This is a genomic window from Streptomyces albiaxialis (assembly GCF_039530985.1).
Taxonomy (GTDB): Bacteria; Actinomycetota; Actinomycetes; order Streptomycetales; family Streptomycetaceae; genus Streptomyces; species Streptomyces albiaxialis.
In genome coordinates this window covers 114,631-132,335 of the sequence record NZ_BAAAPE010000002.1, presented here as the reverse complement: position 1 = coordinate 132,335, position 17,705 = coordinate 114,631, and the positions used below count along the sequence as shown (strand labels likewise).

Here is a 17,705-nt window from a genome sequence, read left to right as displayed (position 1 = left end):
GACAACGTTGTCAGATGTGGTCAGACTTGTCCGGTCCGCTCCCGGCCCGGGCCCGGACCGCCAACTCCCGGACACCCACCCCGGGCACCGCCCCCTCAGGAGACAACTGCCCATGCGCAACGACCTCGTCGCCTCGCTCGACATCGGAGGCACCAAGATCGCGGGTGCCCTGGTCGACAGCGGCGGCAGACTGCTCGCCAGGGCCCAGCGGCCCACGCGGGCCCAGTCGGGCGCCGCGCAGGTCGCGGGCGCGCTCTCCGAGGTGCTCGACGAGCTGGCGGCGGCCCCCGACTGGCACCGCGCGGGCGCGGTCGGGATCGGCAGCGCGGGCCCCGTGGACGCGAAGGCGGGCAGCGTCAGCCCCGTGAACATCCCGTCCTGGCGCGACTATCCGCTGGTCGCCCAGGTGCGCGAGCACGCGGGCGGCCTCCCCGTGACCCTCGTCGGGGACGGCGTGGCCCTCGCCGCCGCCGAGCACTGGCAGGGCGCGGCCCGGGGGCGTACGGGCGCGCTGTGCATGGTCGTCTCGACCGGCGTCGGCGGCGGCCTGGTGCTGGGCGGCCAGGTCCACCCGGGGCCCACGGGGAACGCGGGGCATATCGGCCACATCTCCGTCGACATGAACGGCGGCCTGTGCGCCTGCGGTTCGCGCGGCTGCGTCGAGAGCATCGCCAGCGGCCCCAGCATCGCCCGCTTCGCCCAGGAGCAGGGCTGGCGCCCGGGGACGGACGGCGACGGGACGGCCGAGGCGGTCGCCGCCTCGGCGCGCGCCGGTGACCCGGTGGCCGTCGCCGCCTTCGACCGCGCCGCGCGGGCGCTCGCGGCGGGCATCGCCGCCACCGCCACGCTCGTCGAGATCGAGATCGCGGTGATCGGCGGCGGCGTCGCCGGTGCCGGAGAGGTCCTCTTCGCCCCCCTCCGCCGCGAACTGGGCCGGTACGCCACGCTCTCCTTCGTCCAGGGCCTGGAGATCGCCCCCGCGCAGATGGGCACGGACGCGGGCCTCGTCGGCGCCGCCGCGGCCTGCTGGAAGCTCCTGGAGAACGGTTCGCGGGGCCCGGGCGCCGCCTGAACCGATCTGGCTAGGGTGTGGCGGTGATCGATGACTGGAACACCGACAGAGTGCGTCGTTTCCGCGCCGAGGCCGCGTCCCGTGTTCTGCCCGCGGAGGAGATCGAGGAATGGATACGGGCCGCCGTGCCGGGCACGTTCTTCACGCAGGGCGGTGACGGGCCGCTCGCGGCACGGATGGGCGGCGAGCCGGTACTGCCGGAAGACGCCCCGGAGCCACGCCACCCCCTGATCGCCCGCGTCGACTGCGCGCTGATACCCCGAAGCGCCACCGGACTTCCCCTCCCGCCAGAGGGCGACCTGCTGTTCTTCGCCGACCTGGAGCTGGGCCTGCACGGCCCGATGAACGACGCGGTGTGCCATGTCCCCGCCGGGACACCGGCGACCGTCCGGCATGCGGAGACCGCGTACGGGCCGTTCGTGCCGCAGGACATGCGCACGATGTGGCACCACGTGTCCCCGCCGATGCCGGAGAGCTTCGCGGAGGCCAGGTGGGACGAACCCGACGACGAGGAGTACGAACTCGCCGAGGAGCTGCAGAGCGCCTGGACGCATGTGGGGGGCTCCTGGCCGACCTGGACGTTCGCGCTCGGCGCCCACCCCGTCGTCCTCAACGACGACCCTCTCCTCCTCGCCAGGGACGACGCAGCGGAGACCGGCGACGCCGCGGCGGACCCCGACGACTGGGCCGTGCTGGCCACGTGGCGATGCGGCGAGCAGATCCCCGAGCTGGACTCGCGCGTCGTCACCTGGATGATCCGCCGCCAGGACCTGGCATCCCTCCGCTTCGACCGGGTCTACGGCCACGTCGACAGGGCGTGACGCCCGACGGGGGAGGGGACGGCGGCAAACGGGAACGGCGGCGACCGATGTGCTCAGGGCCGCCAGTCCTCCACCCCGACGACGGCGCCGACGGGCAGCGGCCCGTAGATGTGCGGATAGAGGTCCTCGCTGCCCGGCACCGGCGGCTCGTACCGTACGGGCACCGTCAGGCGGTTGCTGTCGATGACGAGCACGACCAGGCGGGAGGGGTCGGGCTCGTCGCCGTACAGGACGCGGGCGACGCGCGGGAGCTGGTGGCGCAGCGAGGAGTGGATGAAGCCCACTTCGTCCAGGGTGCGGCCCTTGGTGGACATCTCGTACGTACCGGCCTCGCGCGCCTCCTCCCACAGGGCGCGCTCCGTCAGGTGCAGCAGCTCTGTCATGGCACGACGCTAGAGCGCACACGCGCCACGTGTCACCCGGGGAACCCCGCTCTGACGTACGCCGCGGGGGAGACCCCGACGGCGTGCGTGAAGTCGCGGACGAGGTGGGCCTGGTCGGCGTAGCCCAGCTCGGCGGCGAGGCGCGACCAGTCGGTGCCGGGGTCGCGGGTGGCCTGCTCCAGCGCCTCGTGGACGCGGTAGCGCAGGACGACCCACTTCGGGCTGACGCCCACGTACGTGGCGAACAGCCGCTGGAGCGTACGGACGGAGACGCCCTCGTCGGCGGCGAGCTGCTCGACCCGCAGCACCGTACGGTCCGTACGGACGCGGTGCGCGAGCGCCATGGCCTGCTCGGCGGCGGGGTCGGCGCGCGGCCCGCGGGAGAGCAGGAACGCGTCGAGCGCCGCGACCCGCCCGTCCTCGTCCTCCGGGCCCAGCACGCGGGAGGGCACCGCCGGTTCGTCAGCGGCGCCGGGGAAGACGTCCGCCAGGGGGAGCTGCGCGCCGGTGAACGCGGAGACCGGGCGCGGCGGGGAGAGGAACGGACGGAAGCCGCCGGGCCGCGTCTGCACCCCGCACACCCGGCCCGTGCCCTCCAGCTTGGTGGCGAACAGGCCGATGCCGACGCCCGCCACCAGCCCGGTCTCCGGGGCGAGCCCGGCGGGGCCGCGCCGCTCGAAGACGAGGTTCACGGCGGGATGCGGCACCACCTGCGAGACGTACGGCTCGTCCAGGTCCCAGTCGATCAGCCAGTAGTGCTCCACCCAGCGGCGCAGCGGCCCGGCGGGCAGCCTGCGCCGGAACCGGACGCGCGCGAACAGCTCCGGGGCCTCGACGATGCCCCGGGTGTCCCGGCGCGGCGCGGGATCCCCGGCGGGGGCCGCACCGTCTCCCGAGGGGGCGGCTGAACGGTTCTGACCTGGCATGACAGCGATGTTGCGCCCCGTGTCGTGTTTCTTCAAGCCGGACCTCTGCGGCCGGGCCTACGCTCCGGACATGGCGAACGAACTCAGCGAACTCATGGAGCGCTCGGCCCACCGCACGGTGCCCGTCGTCCAGGGCGTGACCGACGCGCGGCTCGGCGACCCGACCCCGTGCTCCGAGTACGACGTACGGGACCTGCTGAACCACCTCTTCCACGTGGTGGTCGGCTTCCAGGCACTGGCCGCCAAGGGCACGGCCGACTTCAGTACCACCCCCGACTACCTGGACGGCGACTGGCGCGCCCGCTTCGGCGAGGAGACCGGCAGGCTGGTGGCCGCCTGGGGCGAACCGGGCACGCTAGAAGGAAAATCCCAGGGCTTCGGGATGCCGCAGCGCACCGTCGCGCACATGGTCCTCGGCGATCTCACCGTCCACGGCTGGGACCTCGCACGCGCCACGGGCCAGGCGTACGCCCCGGACGACGACGTGGTCGGCGAACTGCTCCCCGCCTTCGAGGGCATGGGCCCGATGGCCCGCGAGATGGGCGTCCTCGGCGAGGAGGTGCCGGTGCCCGCCGGAGCGCCGCCCTTCGAGCGGCTGCTCGGCCTCATGGGCCGCGACCCCCGGTGGAAGGTCTGACGTTCCTCGACGCTTAGCAGCGCGGCACCCCTTCATCAACCCCTGTTTCCCCGGTCTCGCGCGCCCGCCGCGCGCGCCGGGGCGCGAGCGCCGTGCCCCTTTCTCCGCTGGCAGAGCCGCCCCGGCGCGTTTCCGGGCCCCGCTGATGCGGGCAACTGAACGGGGACGACGGATGAGGGGGGACCACCGTGATCGTCTGGCTGAACGGCGCCTTCGGCGCGGGCAAGACCACGACGGCGAACGAACTCCTGGACCTGCTCCCCGGCAGTACGCTCTACGATCCCGAACTCATCGGCGCGGGCCTCAGAAGGATGCTCCCGAAGGAACGCGTCGGCCAGATCGGCGACTTCCAGGACCTCCCCTCCTGGCGGCGGCTCGTGGCCGACACGGCCGCCGCCCTGCTCAGCGAGGTGGAGGGCCCGCTGATCACCCCCATGACGCTGCTCCGCCGCGAGTACCGCGACGAGATATTCGGCGCGCTCGCCGCCCGCCGGATACCGGTGTGCCACATCCTGCTGCACGCGGGGGAAACGATCCTCCGGGCACGGATCGCCGAACGGGCCGCCACCGACGGGGACTCCACCCGCGCCTGGTGCCTGCGCCACCTGGAGCCCTACGCGCAGGCCCTGCCCTGGATCACCGCCGAGGCCCACACGGTCGACACCTCGCGGCTCACCCCGCGCCAGACGGCGGAACGCGTGGCCACCGCGCTGCGCGCGGGGGCCGGCGCCGTCGACATCGTGCAGACCCCGGAGCCCACGGCCGAGACGGTCGCCTCCGGGGTCCTGCTCTTCGACGAGTGCGACCGGGTGCTGCTGGTCGATCCCACCTACAAGCCCGGCTGGGAGTTCCCCGGCGGCGTGGTCGAGTCCGGCGAGGCACCCGCCCTCGCCGGGGTGCGCGAGGTCGGCGAGGAGCTGGGCCTGCGGCTCGACGACGAGCCCCGGCTGCTCGTCGTCGACTGGGAGCCCCCGGCCCCGCCCGGCTTCGGGGGACTCCGGCTGCTCTTCGACGGGGGCCGCCTGGCCGCCGAGGACGCCGCCTCGCTGCTGCTCCCGAGCGCCGAACTGCGCGGCTGGCGCTTCGTGACGGAGGAGGACGCCGCCGGGCTCCTCCCGCCCGTACGCCTCGACCGGCTCCGATGCGCGCTGCGCGCCCGCCGCACGGGACACCCGCTCTACCTGGAGGCGGGTGTCCCGGTCGGCTCCCGGAACCTGTTCTGAGGAGCGGGCCCGGCGAACCGGATCAGCCGCTCACGCGCCGGTCGCCGCGTACCGCCGCAGGAACTCCGCCACCGCCACCGACATGCGCTCCAGCTCGCGCGGGTCCACGCTCTCGTTCACCGCGTGGATACGGGCCTCCGGCTCGCTGAGCCCGATCAGCAGAATCTCGGCCTCCGGGTAGAGGGAGGCCAGGGTGTTGCACAGCGGGATCGAGCCGCCCTGCCCGGCGACGCGCATCTCCTCGCCGTCGTACGCCGTGCGCAGCGCCGCCTCCATCGCCGCGTACGAGGGGCTGCCGGTGTCGGCGCTGAAGGGCTGGCCCTGGCCGACCGCCTCGGTCGTGACCCGCGCGTTCCACGGCACGTGCGACTCCAGGTGCGCGGTGAGGAGCTCGACGGCCTTGACCGCGTCCGTGCCGGGCGCGATGCGCAGCGAGACCAGGGCGCGGGCACTGGCCTGCACCGACGGGGTGGCGCCGACGACCGGCGGGCAGTCGATGCCGAGGATCGACACGGCGGGGCGCGACCAGACGCGCTCGGCGACCGTGCCGGTGCCCGCCAGCTCCACGCCGTCGAGCACCCGGGCGTCCTGCCGGAAGACCTCCTCCGGGTACTCCATGCCGGGCCACTCGCCGTCCGCGGCGAGCCCGTCGATGACCGTGTTGCCGTCGGCGTCGCGCATCGAGTCGAGGGTGCGGACGAGGGCGGCGAGCGCGTCGGGGGCCGGACCGCCGAACATGCCGGAGTGCAGATTGCCCTCCAGCGTGTCCACCTGGACGCGGACCAGGGCCATGCCGCGCAGCATCGCGGTCACGGTCGGCACGCCGTTGCGGAAGTTGCCCGCGTCGCCGATGACGATCGTGTCGGCCGTGAGCAGCTCCGGGTGCGCCTCCGCGTACCGCTCCAGGCCGCCCGTGCCCTGCTCCTCCGAGCCCTCGACGATCACCTTGACGGTGACCGGCACGCCGCCGTTCGCGCGCAGCGCACGCAGTGCGAGCAGGAGCATCACGAAGCCGCCCTTGCAGTCCGCCGCGCCCCGCCCGTACCAGCGGCCGTCCTCGCGCTCGGTCAGCTCGAACGGGGGCGTGATCCAGGCCTCCTCGTCGAGCGGCGGCTGGACGTCGTAGTGCGCGTACAGCAGCACCGTCGGGGCGCCCTCCGGGCCGGGCAGCAGGCCGTAGACGGACTGGGTGCCGTCCGGGGTGTCCAGGATCGCGACGTCCCGGAAGTCCTCCGCGCGCAGCGCGTCCGCCACCCAGCCCGCCGCGGCCTCGCACTCGCTCCGCGGGAACTGCTCCGGATCGGCCACCGAGCGGAAGGCGACCAGCTCGGCCAGTTCCTCCCGGGCCCGCGGCATCAGCGCGGAGACGGAGACGGCGATGTCCGAAGGGCTGTCCGACGGGGTGGTGGCCGACGGGGTCTGCGGCATGGGAACGCTCCTTGTGGGTGCGACGTTGGCACACGTGTACGCAGACATGTGTATCGCACATCCGCGGCGGCGGAGGCCGCCGGGAGTCCGGCGGGAGTCCGGCGGCGGTCCGCCGCGAGGGCGGGCGCGCGGGCGCCGTAGGATGCGTTGGACCATGCAGGAGCCGAGCTCGGGCGGGAGCAGAAGCACATCGTGAGCAGCGAGAACGCAGCCGGGGGAACCGAATCCGAGGGCGCCGCCGCCGGCGGCCCGGAGGAGAACGCGGTCTGGGACGTCGTCGTGGTCGGAGCGGGCCCCGGCGGGGCCTCGGCGGCCTACGCCGCGGCGGTCGCCGGACGGCGGGTGCTGCTGCTGGAGAAGGCCGAGCTGCCCCGTTACAAGACGTGCGGGGGCGGCATCATCGGCCCCTCGCGCGACTCCCTGCCGCCCGGCTTCGAACTGCCGCTGCGCGACCGTGTGCACGCGGTCACCTTCTCGCTCAACGGCAAGCTGGCCCGCACCCGCCGCTCCCGGAACATGCTCTTCGGGCTCGTCAACCGCCCGGAGTTCGACCAGAGCCTCGTCGAGCACGCGGTGAAGGCGGGCGCCGAGGTGCGCACCGGCGTCACCGTCTCCCGCGTCGAGCAGCACGGCCCCGCCGTGCCCGACCGGCGCACCGTCGCCGTCGTCGTGGCGGGCGAGGACGAGCCGGTGCTGGCCCGCGCGGTCGTCGGGGCCGACGGCAGCGCGAGCCGCATAGGGGCCCACGTCGGCGTCAAGCTCGACCAGGTCGATCTCGGCCTGGAGGCCGAGATCCCGGTGCCGCCGAGCGTCGCCGAGGACTGGGCGGGCCGGGTGCTGGTCGACTGGGGCCCGCTGCCCGGGAGTTACGGCTGGGTGTTCCCCAAGGGCGACACCCTCACCGTCGGCGTGATCTCCGCCCGCGGCGACGGCGCGGCCACCAAGCGGTACCTGGACGACTTCATCGCCCGCCAGGGCCTCGCCGGCTTCGAGCCCCGCCTCTCCTCCGGCCACCTCACCCGCTGCCGTACGGACGACTCGCCGCTCTCCCGTGGCCGCGTCCTGGTCTGCGGCGACGCGGCCGGACTGCTGGAGCCGTGGACGCGCGAGGGCATCTCCTTCGCGCTGCGCTCGGGCCGGCTCGCGGGGGAGTGGGCCGTCCGGATCTCCGAGGCGCACGACGCGGTGGACGCGCGCCGCCAGGCCCTCAACTACGCGTTCGCCGTCAAGGCCGGGCTCGGCGTCGAGATGGGAGTGGGCCGCCGACTGCTGCGGATCTTCTCGCGCCGCCCTGGCCTCTTCCACGCGGCGCTGACCGGTTTCCGCCCCGCGTGGAACGTCTTCGCGCGCTTCGCCCGAGGCGCCACCTCCCTCGCCGAGGTCGTCCGCACCCACCCGGTGGCCCGCCGCGCACTGGACCGCCTGGACAAGGCCGAGGCCCGCGACGCGCGCAACGCCCCCGGCGACGACACCCAGCCCGACGACGACACCCCCACCCCCCAACCCTCGTCCCCTCCCTCGGCCTAGCGCATCCGGAGGGCGCTCCGGGGAGTGCCCTCAAGGGGCGCGGGGAACTGCGCGACTGGCCACCGCGATCCGCGCGCCCCGCGAAGCACAGGCGGGGGCAGCCCCTGCCCGGCCGGGAGAAGAGGGCGACGGTGCCTCGCCGGGCACGCTTGTCGCCCCTGGGGGCGGGGAACTGCGCGGCAAGCCACCACGATCCGCGCGCCCCGCGAAGCACAGGCAGGGGCAGCCCCTGCCCGGCCCGGAGAAGAGGGCAGCCAGGACCCGCCGGACACGCTTCCCGCATGGCGCGGGCACCCGCCAGGGAACCCGTACTGCACGGGGAGTAGATGTGATCACCGCGCTCGGCTGACGCCGGTGAGCCGACGGCCGGTCTAGCGTGACAGGCATGCGGCACTCCTCCGGGGGCACGCCCCCCGCGTCATCCCCCGCGCCCGACCCGGAAGACCGGCCGCGCGGGCGCGCCGCCGAGCCCCGTGGCGGCGCCGGGCCCCGTGGCGGCGCCGGGTCCCGTGGCGGCGCCGGACCCCGTGGCGGTCCCGCCCGGTGGGGCCCCGGCGGGCCGCTCTGGCAGCGGTGGCTGGCGCACACGCCTTCGGCGCGCTCGTACCCCTGGCGCTCCTCGCTCTTCGTGCTCGTCCTCCAGCAGGTCGGCTCCGGCTTCGCCGCGGAGGGGCAGCGGGGGCAGAGCGAGCGGCTCGACCTCGATCCGCTCGCGCGCGGGCTCCTCACCGTGGGGCCGCTGCTGCTCCTGCTCCGGCACCGCTTCCCCCGGCTCGCCGCCTTCGGTACGAGCGCCGCGACGCTCGTGTACCTGGGCGCGGGATACGTGTACGGGCCCGTGCTGTTCAGCGTGGTCGTCGCGGCGTTCTCGGCGATCGTCGCGGGCCACCGGTACGCCGCGTGGGGCGCGCTCGGCATGCTGTGGGCCGGGCACTCCGCGCTCATCCACGTGCTCTACCGGTGGCTGCCGCCGGAGGGGGACGGGCCCGGGGCGAACGACTGGGGCTCGGACCTGTTCATGCTCGCCTGGATCGTGGCGGTGTGCACCGCGGCGGAGCTGGCGCGCGTACGGCGTGCCGAGTGGGCGCGGCAGCGGCAGGAGGCGGAGGAGGCCGAGCGGCGCCGTGCCGACGAGGAACGGCTGCGCATCGCACGCGAGTTGCACGACGTCCTCGCGCACAGCATTTCCGTGATCAACGTTCAGGCGGGCGTCGGCCTCGCGCTCCTCGACTCCGACCCCGACCAGGCCCGTACGGCGTTGACGACCATCAAGTCGGCCAGCAAGGAGGCTCTCGGCGAGGTGCGGCAGGTGCTGGACACGCTCCGGGCGCCCGGGGACGCGCCCCGCGCGCCCGCGCCCGGTCTCGCCCGGCTCCCCGAACTCGCCGAGCAGGCCGAGGGCGCCGGGCTCCGGGTGACCACCAGCACCGAGGGCGAGCCGCAGCCACTGCCGCCCGGCGCCGACCTGGCCGCGTTCCGCGTCGTGCAGGAGGCCCTGACGAACATCGTGCGCCACTCCGGCTCCCGCGCCGCGCGCGTCATGCTGCGCTACGGCGGCGGCGAGCTGGAACTGCGCGTCGACGACGACGGCCCCGCCACCGGAGACGGCCCGACCGGCGGCGGCAACGGGCTCGTCGGCATGCGCGAGCGCGCCGCCGCCTTCGGCGGCACCGTGGAGGCGGGCCCGCGCGAGGACGGCGGGTTCACGGTCCGCGCCCGCATCCCGCTCCGGCCCCCGGCCGAACCCCGCGAGGCGGAGGACTCGCCGCTACAGTGAGCCCGTCCCACCGCGAGAAGGAGACGTTCCGTTGATCCGCGTACTGCTCGCCGACGACCAGGTGCTCGTCCGCGCCGGATTCCGCGCCCTGCTCGACGCCCAGCCCGACATCGAGGTCGCGGGCGAGGCCGCCGACGGCGAGGAGGCCGTGGCCAAGGTGCGCGAACTCGCCCCGGACCTCGTCCTGATGGACATCCGCATGCCGCTCGTGGACGGCCTCGCCGCGACCCGCAGGATCACCGGCGACCCCGAGCTGGCCGGGGTGAAGGTCGTCATGCTGACCACCTTCGAGCTGGACGAGTACGTCTTCGAGGCGATCCGCTCCGGAGCCTCGGGCTTCCTCGTGAAGGACACCGAGCCCGAGGAACTCGTACGCGCCGTGCGGGCCGTGGTCGACGGCGACGCGCTGCTGTCGCCCGGGGTGACGCGCCGTCTGATCGAGGAGTTCGCGGCCCGTTCCAAGGAACCGGCCGCCGCCGAGGGCCTCGCCGAACTCACCGAGCGGGAGCGCGAGGTGATGGCCCTCGTCGGCATCGGGCTCTCCAACGAGGAGATCGCGCGCCGCCTCGTCGTCTCGCCTCTCACGGCCAAGACCCATGTGAGCCGCACCATGGTCAAGCTCGGCGCCCGCGACCGGGCCCAGCTCGTCGTCCTCGCCTACGAGTCGGGGCTGGTCCGCCCCGGCTGGCTGGGCTGAGGACCGGCTACGGGGCGGGGCGGCGGTCCTTCTTGCGGCGCACGTAGATCTGCTTGCGCACGCGCGCGACGACCGTGCCGTCCGCCGCCGTGATCTCCGACTCGAACCAGGGGAGTGCCTTGGAGCCGTCGGCCGTGGCGGCGCGGATCTCGTCGAGGCGGTCCTCGGTGAGCGTGAACTCCGCGAAGACGTCGCCGCGCCCGGGCGCGACGTACTCGATCTCCCCGGCCTTGTCCCACACCACGTAGTCCCGGCCCAGCCGGTTGACCGTGAGCAGCACCCAGAAGGGGTCGCTCATCGAGTAGAGGCTGCCGCCGAACTGGGTGCCGAAGTAGTTGCGGTTGAGACGGCCCAGCCGCAGCCGTACGCGGGCGCTGCTCCAGTCGTCGGCGATGCTCAGCACCTTGATGCCCGCGAAGCGGTACGGCGGCCACCAGGACATGACGTGCCGAAGGCCCTTGGGCGTGCGCAGGGTCTTGCTCATGGACGGGAAGCTACCACGTTTATTACCGGCCAGTAATAGACGCTTCGCGCAGGAACCCGTCCAGCGCCGCGGTCAGCTCGGCGGGGGCGTCCTCCGGGACGAGATGGCCGGCGCGCTCGATGAGCCGGAGCCGGGCGCCGGGGATGCGGTCGGCGAGCTTCCGCCCGTTCGCCGCCGGGATCCACTGGTCCTCGGTGCCCCAGCAGACCAGCACGGGGATGTCGATCTCGCCGTAGTGGTGCTCGGCCTCCTCCGTCCAGCGGTGGTCGTTCTGGGCGATCTGGCGGAAGAAAGCGGGCGCGCCGTCCGCGCCGAGCCACGGCTCGACGAGCGCGTCGTGCACGTCGCCGCGCAGGCCGGGGAAGCTCGCCGAGGCGATGTACTCGCGGACGAGCGCCTCGTGCAGCGCGGGCGGGAGCTGCCCGAAGATCTCCGGGTGGGCGCCCATCAGCTTGTAGGTGGGGGAGCCCCAGGAGTCGAAGGCGACCACGACGTCGACCAGCGCGAGCCGCTCGTACGCGGCGCCGTGCAGCAGGTGGGCGCGTGCCGCGACCGTGCCGCCGAAGTCGTGCGCGAGGACGGCGGGCCGCTCCAGCCCCTCCTCCGCGCGCCAGTGCTCCAGCAGCTCGGTGAAGACGCGCGCCTGCGCGCCCAGCGAGACGTCCTGGCCCTCGAACTTGGCCGAGGACCCGTACCCCGGCATGTCCCAGACGTACACCCGGTGGCGCGGCGCCAGCGCGCGGGCGACGGCGCGCCAGGTGTACGAGGACCAGGGGGTGCCGTGCATCAGTACGACGGGCGGGAGGCCTGGCTCGCCGAGGGCCGCCCAGCGGACGGTGCCGGAGGAGCTGTCGAAGGTGCGGTCCAGGTGCCAGTTGCCGGTGGTGCGCGTCTGTGTCATGCCTCCACTCTGGCCCCGGCCGGCCCGCCGTTCCATTGGCCGGGGCGACAGCAAGTGAAAGGATCTGGCCAGTCCGGCCGGGACCCCTACGTGCCCTCCGGCAGCACCGCGTGCCGCGTCGCCCACGCGACCACTGACGCGAACGCGGCCAGCACCGCGACCGTGAGCAGCGCCGTCGTCAGCGAGAACCAGTCGGCGAGGAAGCCGATCGCCACCGGGCCGAGCAGGATGCCGCCGTAGCCGAACGTGGAGGCCGCCGCGACGCCCTGCGGGCCCGCCAGCGCGCCCGCGCGGCCGATGGCTATGGGGAAGACGTTCGCGAGTCCGAGCCCCGTCAGCACGAAGCCGCCGAGCGCGAGCCAGACCGACGGCGCCAGCGAGCCCAGCAGCATCCCGAAGGAGGCCAGCGCGCCGCCCGCGATCAACGTACGGCCCGGCCCGAGCCGTTCGAGCAGCGCCGTGCCCGAGGCGCGGCCCACCGTCATGGCCCCGGCGAAGACCGAGTACCCCATCGCGGCGAGCCCCGCGCCCGCGCCCAGGTCGTCGGAGAGGTGCAGGGCGCTCCAGTCGGCCAGCGCGCCCTCCCCGTACGCGGTGCACAGCGCGATCAGCCCGAGCACCGCGACCAGCCGTCCGGCGCGGCCCGTCATCCCCGGCGCGTCCTCGCGGGGCCCGGCCCCGGCGCGTTCCGCCGTCGGGACGGAGCAGCGCAGCAGCGGTCGGGCGCCGAGCGCGGCGACGGCGAGTGCGACGAGCATGAGGAGCGTCAGATGGCGGGCGGGGGAGAGGTGCCCGGCGACGAGGCCGCCGAGCCCCGCGCCGAGCATGCCGCCGAGGCTGAACGCGGCGTGGAAGCTGGGCATCACGGGCCGCCGCAGCGCGGCGACGACATCGACGGCCGCGCTGTTCATGGCCACGCTGATCCCGCCGTACGCGGCGCCGAAGACCAGCAGGACGAGCCCGAGCGCGAGCGCGGAGTGCGTCAGCGGCGGCAGCGCGACGCTCAGGGCGAGCAGGAACCCGGCGCCCACGGTGACCGGTTGGTGGCCGAAGCGGGCGCAGAGCCGTCCGGTGAGCACCATCGTGAGCACGGCCCCCGCCGACACGCCGAGCAGCGCGAGGCCGAGCGCGCTCGGCGAGGCGTGCGTCTGCTCCTTGATCGCGGGGATACGGACGACCCAGCCCGCGAAGACGAAGCCGTCCAGGGCGAAATACGCGGTGAGTGCGGCACGAAAGCGGCGCAGGTCCGGGAGGGTGGAGTCAGGCGGAGAACCACTGCCGCGCCCCATCGCACCGGCGAGCGCCGACCGCATTTTGTTTAGTGTCGGCACAAAGAGAGAATAGGGGAGTGACCCAGACGCGTACAACACGTCCACCGAGGCTGGAGCGAGGGCGCTCGGCACTCGGACCCGCACTGGAACTCGTCCACACCGGACAGGCGCCGACCCGCGCCGTGCTCACCGCCGAGCTGGGGGTGACCCGCGCGACGGCGGGAGCCGTCGCCGCCGAGCTGGAGTCCCTCGGGCTCATCACCGTCGACCCGCACCCCACCGCGCCCGTCGGCAGCCAGGGCCGCCCCTCGCACCGGCTCGCCGTGGACCCCGACGGGCCCGTCGTGCTCGCCGTCCAGGTGCACTCCGACGGCTTCCGCGCCGCGCTCGTCGGCCTCGGCGGCCGTATCGTCGCCACCGCGCCCGGCTGCGGCACCGTCGACGCCGACCCGGCCCGCGTGCTGGGCGAAGTCGTCGCCACCGGCGCGGAGTTGCTGCGGGAGACCGGGCGGCGCTGCGTGGGCGCCGGGTTCGCCGTGCCCTCCGCCGTCGCCGAGCCCGAGGGCACCGCGCTCAACCCGCTGCACCTCGCCTGGGAGGCGGGCGCGCCCGTGCGGGACATCTTCCAGCGCTGCCTGGACGAGGCCGGGATCCCCGGCCCCTCGGGACGGCCCCCGGTCACGGCCTTCACCGGCAACGACCTCAACCTCGCCGCCCTCGCCGAGCACCGCCACGGCGCCGGGCGCGGCGCCCGGCACCTCCTCGTCGTCGGCACCGGGCACCGCGGCGTGGGCGGCGCGCTGGTGCTCGACGGGCGCCTGCACACCGGGAGTTCGGGGCTCGCGCTGGAGGTCGGTCACCTGACCGTCGACCCGGAGGGGCGCCCCTGCCACTGCGGCAGCCGCGGCTGCCTGGACATCGAGACGGACCCGGCGGCGCTGCTCACCGCCGCCGGACGCGCGGCGGGCCCCGAGTCCTCGCTGCTGGAGCAGGCGGGCGAGCTGATCCGTGCCGAGTACGACAGCGACCAGGCCGTACGGGACGCCACCGGCCTCCTCATCGACCGCCTCGGCCTCGGCCTCGCCGGGCTGGTGAACATCCTCAACCCGGACCGCATCGTGCTCGCCGGGCTGCACCGGGTCCTCGTCGAGACCGACGGCGAGCGGCTGCGCGGCGTCGTCGCCGACCGCAGCCTGTGGGGCCGCAGCGGCAGCGTGCCGATCCTGCCCGGCACCCTCGCGCACAACTCCCTCGTGGGCGCGGCCGAGCTGGCCTGGCAGCCCGTACTCGATGACCCGCTCGGTGTCCTGGGATGATGGCCGTCATGCGCATCAGAGCGGGGCACCGCCACGATCTGGCGGCCCTCCAGGACATCGAAAGGGCGGCGGGACGCTGGTTCCGCGACATCGGCATGGACGAGATAGCCGAGGACGAGCCCCCCGCGCTCGACACCCTCGACGGGTACGCGCGCGCCGGGGGCCTCTGGGTCGCCGAGGGCCCGGACGGCGGACCCGTCGCCTACGCGATGGTCGAGAAGGTCGACGGGAACGCCCACATCGAGCAGATCTCGGTCCATCCCGACCACGCCCGGCGCGGCATCGGACGCGCCCTCATCGAGCACATCGCGGAGCGCGCCGCCGGGGACCACGCGCCCGCGCTCACCCTCACCACGTTCACCGACGTGCCCTGGAACGCGCCGTACTACGAGCGGTGCGGCTTCCGGACCCTGAGCGAGCCCGAACTCACCCCGGGTCTGCGGGAGATCCGCCGCGTCGAATCCGAGCACGGGCTCGACCGGTGGCCGCGCGTGTGCATGCGGCGCGATCTACTCCCGCCGGAGTAGTGCGGAAATCCTCCTCCGACGGCAGGTGGCGCCGGGCCGGTCCCGGCTACCGTTCCCCCATGGAGGCGGAGCGGGTGTGGCGGGACCGGATGCGGGACGTGCTGCTCGCCGTCGGCGTCACCGTGCTGGAACTGGGCGCGGCGCTCACCGAACCGGGCACGCCCGGCACCGAACTCGACGCGTACGGATACGCGTTGATGGTGGTCCCGGGCCTCGCCCTGCTCGCCTCCCGCCGCGCCCCCGTGCCCGTCCTGCTGCTCGCCAGCGCCTGCCTCGCGGCGTACGAGGTGCGCGACCACCCCGCCGACGTGGTCGCCTTCCCCGTCATCGCCGCCGTGTACGCGGCCGTGCGGCGCGGCCACAAGGCGGCGCTCCTCGCCCCCGTGCTGGCCCTGGCCGCCGCCATCGCGGGCGGGGTGCTCACCGGGGACGGCGGCCAGTCCGTGCGCGACGCCGTCCAGTCCCGGTTCCTGCTCGCGGGCTGGATCGTGGCCGCCGCGATGATCGGGCAGGCCGCGCGGAACTGGGAGGCGTACCTCGAACAGGTCGAGCGGCGCGCCGCCGACGCCGAGCGCAGCCGCGAGGAGGCCGCGCTGCGCCGCGCGGGCGAGGAGCGGCTGCGCATCGCGCGCGAGCTGCACGACTCCCTCACCCACAGCATCTCCGTGATCAAGGTCCAGGCCGGGGTCGCCGTCCACCTCGCCCGCAAGCGCGGGGAGGAGGTGCCCGCCGCGCTGCTCGCCATCCAGGAGGCCAGCGGCGACGCCTCCCGCGAGCTGCGCTCCACGCTCGGCGTGCTCCGTACCGCCGACGGCGCGGAGGACGGCACCGCGCCCTCCGTCAGCGGCCTCGACCGGCTCGACCGGCTGCTGGAGCGGGCACGCGCCGCGGGGCTGCGCGCCACGCTCACCGTCACCGGGGAGCGCCGCCCGCTGCCCGAGGAGACGGACACCGCCGCGTACCGCATCATCCAGGAGTCCCTCACCAACGCCGCCCGCCACGCGGGCCCCTCGGCCACCGCCACGGTCACCGTCGGCTACGGGCCCGCACGGCTGGACCTCCGCGTCGAGGACGACGGCCGCGCCTCGCCCGAGCGGCCCGTCGTGCCCGGCACCGGACTGATCGGCATGCGCGAGCGCGTCACCGCGCTGCGCGGCGAACTGGAGGCGGGCGCCCGCCCGGACGGCGGCTTCGCGGTGCGCGCGCTGCTCCCCCTGGCCCGGCGCGGGGACCCGGCCCCCGCCGGCGACGGCCCGCTCCCCGAGGAGGCACCCCGGTGACCCCGACGATCCGTGTCCTGCTCGTCGACGACCAGACGCTCATCAGGGGCGGCTTCCGCGCGCTGCTGGAGGCCGAGGACGACATCGAGGTCGTCGGCGAGGGCGCGGACGGGCGCGAGGCCGTCCGGCTCGCCGCCGAGCACCTCCCGGACGTCGCGCTCGTCGACGTGCAGATGCCCGTCTCGGACGGCATCGAGGCCACCCGCCTGATCGCCGCCGACCCGGCGCTGAGCGGCGTGCACGTCGTGATCCTCACCAACTACGGCCTGGACGAGTACGTGTTCAACGCCCTGCGCGCCGGGGCCTGCGGCTTCCTCGTCAAGGACATCGAACCCGCCGACCTGCTGCACGCCGTGCGCGTGGCCGCGCGCGGGGAGGCGCTGCTCTCGCCCGCCATCACCCGCAAGCTCATCTCCGAGTACGTCTCACGCCCGATGGACCTCACGGCGGGCACCGACGGCAGCCTCGACGTCCTCACCAACCGGGAGCGCGAGGTCGTCGCGCTGGTGGCCCGCGGCCTGTCCAACGACGAGATCGCCGCCCACATGGTCATCAGCCCCACGACCGCCAAGACCCATGTCAGCCGCGCCATGACCAAGCTCCACGCCCGCGACCGCGCCCAACTGGTCGTCCTCGCCTATGAGTCGGGCCTCGTGACCGCCAGGACCTGAGACGGCCGCCCTTCCCCGGGCCGCGCACCACGGAGGCACGGGGCCACGCCGCGGACGCCCGCACACCCGGCGCGGTGCGCGGGCGTCCGCGCGGTCAGGCCGGGAGCCCGTCCGCCGTCGGGACGACGAGGCCGAAGATGTCGGAGACCGTGGTCAGCGCCGCCGTGCGGAGGGCGGCCGCGGGCAGCACGGTGCCGTCCGGCGCGGCGAGGGCGCGGGTGGCCGTGGCCTCGGCGACGACCGTGGGCCGGTAGCCCCGGTTGAACGCGCCCTGAGCGGTGAACTGGACGCACATGTGCGTCATGAACCCGGCCAGCACGAGATCCCTGCCGCTCCCGGGCCCGAAGCCCAGCCCGGTCAGGGTCTTCTCCAGCTCGGTGGCGTGGAACGAGTCGGGGAACGTCTTGACCACCACCGGCTCCCCGTCCACCGGGGCCACCGCGTCGCAGACGGCGCCGATGTGCGCCCGGATGTCGTACGGGCTGCCCTCGCCGCCGTCGTTGACGACGTGGACGACCGGGGTGCCCGCGGCGCGGGCCCGCTCCAGCAGGCGCGCGGCGGCCGCGAGGGCCTCGTCGGCGCCTTCCAGGGCCATGACGCCGGTGCGATAGGTGTTCTGGAAATCGATCATGACCAGCGCCGAGTCGCGCAGCCGGGGCGGGGTGCTGTCCAGGCCGATCACGTCGCGCAGGGTCGTGGAAGCGGAGTCCGTGCTCATGGGGGACCTTCCTTCAGGGGTCGGGGCATGGCGAGGCGGCCGCCTC

General features: G+C 74.8%; 18 protein-coding genes. 11 read left to right on the top strand and 7 right to left on the bottom strand.

Annotated features, from left to right (window positions below):
- Positions 1-112 precede the first annotated feature (112 nt).
- Both ABD343_RS05570 and ABD343_RS05565 read left to right on the top strand, forming a co-directional pair.
- Complete coding sequence (locus tag ABD343_RS05570) at positions 113-1,072, top strand: ROK family protein (protein WP_344524652.1); 960 nt, start codon at positions 113-115, stop codon at positions 1,070-1,072.
- A 23-nt stretch (positions 1,073-1,095) separates the two neighbouring features.
- A complete protein-coding gene (locus ABD343_RS05565; protein WP_344524650.1) occupies positions 1,096-1,893 on the top strand; it encodes a DUF1963 domain-containing protein in 798 nt (265 codons plus the stop codon).
- 53 nt (positions 1,894-1,946) lie between these two features.
- On the opposite strand, the gene ABD343_RS05560 is transcribed toward ABD343_RS05565, so the two are convergent.
- Positions 1,947-2,276: a DUF952 domain-containing protein gene (locus ABD343_RS05560; RefSeq protein WP_344524648.1), complete on the bottom strand. Its 330-nt coding sequence runs from the start codon at positions 2,274-2,276 to the stop codon at positions 1,947-1,949.
- 32 nt (positions 2,277-2,308) lie between these two features.
- Positions 2,309-3,202, bottom strand: a complete 894-nt coding sequence (locus ABD343_RS05555; protein WP_344524646.1) for a DUF6597 domain-containing transcriptional factor — start codon at positions 3,200-3,202, stop codon at positions 2,309-2,311.
- 70 nt (positions 3,203-3,272) lie between these two features.
- Between ABD343_RS05555 and ABD343_RS05550 the strand changes: the two genes are divergently transcribed.
- Positions 3,273-3,839 (top strand): TIGR03086 family metal-binding protein, encoded by a 567-nt coding sequence (locus tag ABD343_RS05550; RefSeq protein ID WP_344524644.1) that lies wholly within the window; start codon positions 3,273-3,275, stop codon positions 3,837-3,839.
- Between the two features lie 188 nt (positions 3,840-4,027).
- On the top strand, positions 4,028-5,062 hold the full coding sequence (locus ABD343_RS05545; RefSeq protein ID WP_344524643.1) for an NUDIX hydrolase: 1,035 nt from the start codon (positions 4,028-4,030) through the stop codon (positions 5,060-5,062).
- A gap of 30 nt (positions 5,063-5,092) precedes the next feature.
- On the opposite strand, the gene ABD343_RS05540 is transcribed toward ABD343_RS05545, so the two are convergent.
- On the bottom strand, positions 5,093-6,490 hold the full coding sequence (locus ABD343_RS05540; protein ID WP_344524641.1) for a dipeptidase: 1,398 nt from the start codon (positions 6,488-6,490) through the stop codon (positions 5,093-5,095).
- Positions 6,491-6,682: 192 nt separating this feature from the next.
- On the opposite strand from ABD343_RS05540, the gene ABD343_RS05535 reads away from it, so the two are divergent.
- The 3 genes from ABD343_RS05535 (at position 6,683) to ABD343_RS05525 (ending at position 10,491) form a co-directional block, all read left to right on the top strand.
- On the top strand, positions 6,683-8,017 hold the full coding sequence (locus ABD343_RS05535; protein WP_344524639.1) for a geranylgeranyl reductase family protein: 1,335 nt from the start codon (positions 6,683-6,685) through the stop codon (positions 8,015-8,017).
- A gap of 385 nt (positions 8,018-8,402) precedes the next feature.
- Positions 8,403-9,794 carry a sensor histidine kinase gene (locus ABD343_RS05530; RefSeq protein WP_344524638.1) on the top strand — a complete coding sequence of 464 codons (1,392 nt, stop codon included), beginning with the start codon at positions 8,403-8,405 and terminating at the stop codon, positions 9,792-9,794.
- A 31-nt stretch (positions 9,795-9,825) separates the two neighbouring features.
- The gene (locus ABD343_RS05525; protein ID WP_344524636.1) at positions 9,826-10,491 is read left to right on the top strand and encodes a response regulator transcription factor; all 666 of its coding nucleotides are present in this window, start codon (positions 9,826-9,828) and stop codon (positions 10,489-10,491) included.
- A 7-nt stretch (positions 10,492-10,498) separates the two neighbouring features.
- Here the strand turns inward: ABD343_RS05525 and ABD343_RS05520 are convergent, their stop codons facing one another.
- The 3 genes from ABD343_RS05520 to ABD343_RS05510 form a co-directional block, all read right to left on the bottom strand.
- Entirely contained in the window at positions 10,499-10,975 is a 477-nt protein-coding gene (locus tag ABD343_RS05520) for a DUF4442 domain-containing protein (RefSeq protein ID WP_344524634.1), read from the bottom strand.
- Positions 10,976-10,997: 22 nt separating this feature from the next.
- Complete coding sequence (locus tag ABD343_RS05515) at positions 10,998-11,876, bottom strand: alpha/beta fold hydrolase (RefSeq protein ID WP_344524632.1); 879 nt, start codon at positions 11,874-11,876, stop codon at positions 10,998-11,000.
- An 86-nt stretch (positions 11,877-11,962) separates the two neighbouring features.
- Positions 11,963-13,207: an MFS transporter gene (locus ABD343_RS05510; RefSeq protein WP_344524630.1), complete on the bottom strand. Its 1,245-nt coding sequence runs from the start codon at positions 13,205-13,207 to the stop codon at positions 11,963-11,965.
- 17 nt (positions 13,208-13,224) lie between these two features.
- Between ABD343_RS05510 and ABD343_RS05505 the strand changes: the two genes are divergently transcribed.
- Genes ABD343_RS05505 through ABD343_RS05490 form a run of 4 tightly spaced genes read left to right on the top strand, consistent with a single transcriptional unit; the run spans position 13,225 to position 16,941 of the window.
- Complete coding sequence (locus ABD343_RS05505; protein ID WP_344524628.1) at positions 13,225-14,463, top strand: ROK family protein; 1,239 nt, start codon at positions 13,225-13,227, stop codon at positions 14,461-14,463.
- A gap of 8 nt (positions 14,464-14,471) precedes the next feature.
- Entirely contained in the window at positions 14,472-14,990 is a 519-nt protein-coding gene (locus tag ABD343_RS05500) for a GNAT family N-acetyltransferase (protein WP_344524626.1), read from the top strand.
- A 59-nt stretch (positions 14,991-15,049) separates the two neighbouring features.
- Positions 15,050-16,270, top strand: a complete 1,221-nt coding sequence (locus ABD343_RS05495) for a sensor histidine kinase (RefSeq protein WP_344524624.1) — start codon at positions 15,050-15,052, stop codon at positions 16,268-16,270.
- Entirely contained in the window at positions 16,267-16,941 is a 675-nt protein-coding gene (locus ABD343_RS05490; protein WP_344524622.1) for a response regulator, read from the top strand. The genes ABD343_RS05495 and ABD343_RS05490 overlap by 4 nt, the downstream gene beginning before the upstream one ends.
- A 94-nt stretch (positions 16,942-17,035) precedes the next feature.
- Here the strand turns inward: ABD343_RS05490 and ABD343_RS05485 are convergent, their stop codons facing one another.
- Positions 17,036-17,659 carry an isochorismatase family protein gene (locus tag ABD343_RS05485; protein ID WP_344524620.1) on the bottom strand — a complete coding sequence of 208 codons (624 nt, stop codon included), beginning with the start codon at positions 17,657-17,659 and terminating at the stop codon, positions 17,036-17,038.
- Positions 17,660-17,705: the final 46 nt, after the last annotated feature.

Bases quoted from the DNA above. Each gene is read 5' to 3' on its own strand.
- ABD343_RS05570 (WP_344524652.1), top strand. From the start codon at position 113: ATGCGCAACGACCTCGTCGCCTCGCTCGACATCGGAGGCACCAAGATC.
- ABD343_RS05560 (WP_344524648.1), bottom strand. From the start codon at position 2,276: ATGACAGAGCTGCTGCACCTGACGGAGCGCGCCCTGTGGGAGGAGGCG.
- ABD343_RS05555 (WP_344524646.1), bottom strand. From the start codon at position 3,202: ATGCCAGGTCAGAACCGTTCAGCCGCCCCCTCGGGAGACGGTGCGGCC.
- ABD343_RS05550 (WP_344524644.1), top strand. From the start codon at position 3,273: ATGGCGAACGAACTCAGCGAACTCATGGAGCGCTCGGCCCACCGCACG.
- ABD343_RS05540 (WP_344524641.1), bottom strand. From the start codon at position 6,490: ATGCCGCAGACCCCGTCGGCCACCACCCCGTCGGACAGCCCTTCGGAC.
- ABD343_RS05530 (WP_344524638.1), top strand. From the start codon at position 8,403: ATGCGGCACTCCTCCGGGGGCACGCCCCCCGCGTCATCCCCCGCGCCC.
- ABD343_RS05520 (WP_344524634.1), bottom strand. From the start codon at position 10,975: ATGAGCAAGACCCTGCGCACGCCCAAGGGCCTTCGGCACGTCATGTCC.
- ABD343_RS05515 (WP_344524632.1), bottom strand. From the start codon at position 11,876: ATGACACAGACGCGCACCACCGGCAACTGGCACCTGGACCGCACCTTC.
- ABD343_RS05500 (WP_344524626.1), top strand. From the start codon at position 14,472: ATGCGCATCAGAGCGGGGCACCGCCACGATCTGGCGGCCCTCCAGGAC.
- ABD343_RS05495 (WP_344524624.1), top strand. From the start codon at position 15,050: ATGGAGGCGGAGCGGGTGTGGCGGGACCGGATGCGGGACGTGCTGCTC.
- ABD343_RS05485 (WP_344524620.1), bottom strand. From the start codon at position 17,659: ATGAGCACGGACTCCGCTTCCACGACCCTGCGCGACGTGATCGGCCTG.